This is a genomic window from Synechocystis sp. LEGE 06083 (assembly GCF_015207725.1).
Taxonomy (GTDB): domain Bacteria; phylum Cyanobacteriota; class Cyanobacteriia; order Cyanobacteriales; family Microcystaceae; genus Synechocystis; species Synechocystis salina.
Genome location: NZ_JADEWJ010000469.1, coordinates 1 through 1,068, shown reverse-complemented (window position 1 = coordinate 1,068; position 1,068 = coordinate 1). Strand labels below are relative to the sequence as shown.

Sequence of the window (1,068 nt, the reverse complement as noted above, 5' to 3'; positions counted from 1 at the left end):
GGCACTGTCCTTTTAAGGAGTGAAGTGGCAAAAGCCTCTACAGGTAAGTATTTCTGCAATTTCGACAGGGCGGTCAATGAAGCCCATGGCCATAGCCGGAGTGGTATTTTTTCCCAGACTTCCATGAGGACGGAACCAGTTGTGTAGTAACCTCTGCACGTTAAGGGCTCTCTGCAATCCCTCTAGTTCCTTGGCATAGTGGTTTTGTCGCCGGCGGTAGGCGGTCCCCCGACGTCTCAGGGCGCTGTTTAATGCCTCTAAATGATTGGCATGTACTTCTGATGATGGACTAATTGCCGTAAACGGATGCTCTCGAAATACCCATTCGACCCTTGGTTTGCCCTGAGACCCCTTAATCTTCATCGCCACTTCTACCCCTTCACGCCATACCTTCTTGTAGGGGTAAGCATCTGTGGTCATCTTACCGGGCAAATAAATACTCGCTAATTTCCATAATTCCTTCCCATATCGTCTTTCACCATCGGTGAACCACCGCATCCACTGACTCGGTTCTCCCCACTCCCAAGCAGTCTTTACTCCCTGCTCGAACAACCTCCTATCCTTGATTCCGGCTTTGGCTTCTAACCAGTATCGACTTTCTCTCTCCATGAAACTAATTGTCCAACCTTCTGATTTTTCGGGGGGGAAGGTTTTCACCCACTCTGGTGTAGAGTTCATCTCCTTCTATCGTTATTTCCCCTCCCTCTGGGGCTTTAGGTGACCATTTTCCTAGCTGATTTGATAAGCGTTTTTCCCAGGTTGTAATACTGCTGGGCGATTTCCCTAGAACTCTGGCGGTGGCTCTGATTCCGAGTCCTTCCCCTCTTACCCTGAGCGCCATCTCTACCTGTGACCCTGGTGTTCTCAATCGAGCCATGGGGGTTCCACTACGCTCGTTGAATCGACGACCACATTCATTACACAAATAACTTTGCACTATCTGTCTCGTCTTCAGCTTCTTTCTTCCATTTTTCACTACCCGTTCACTTTCACAATAGATACAGTTCATTTTTTTCAACCTTATACTGCGTAACAATTCTAGCTCTCACTCCCTAAGCAGACAATGCC

The 1,068-nt window shown here is 48.2% G+C and carries 1 protein-coding gene; it reads right to left on the bottom strand.

Going from position 1 to position 1,068, the window contains the following annotated elements; all coding sequences use genetic code 11:
- Window positions 1-12: 12 nt before the first annotated feature.
- Window positions 13-1,009 (bottom strand): IS1 family transposase gene (locus tag IQ219_RS19810; RefSeq protein WP_194073763.1). Its coding sequence is split into 2 segments (ribosomal slippage): window positions 13-645 and window positions 647-1,009, totalling 996 coding nucleotides; the frame shifts between segments, so codons are not numbered across the junction.
- Window positions 1,010-1,068 lie beyond the last annotated feature (59 nt).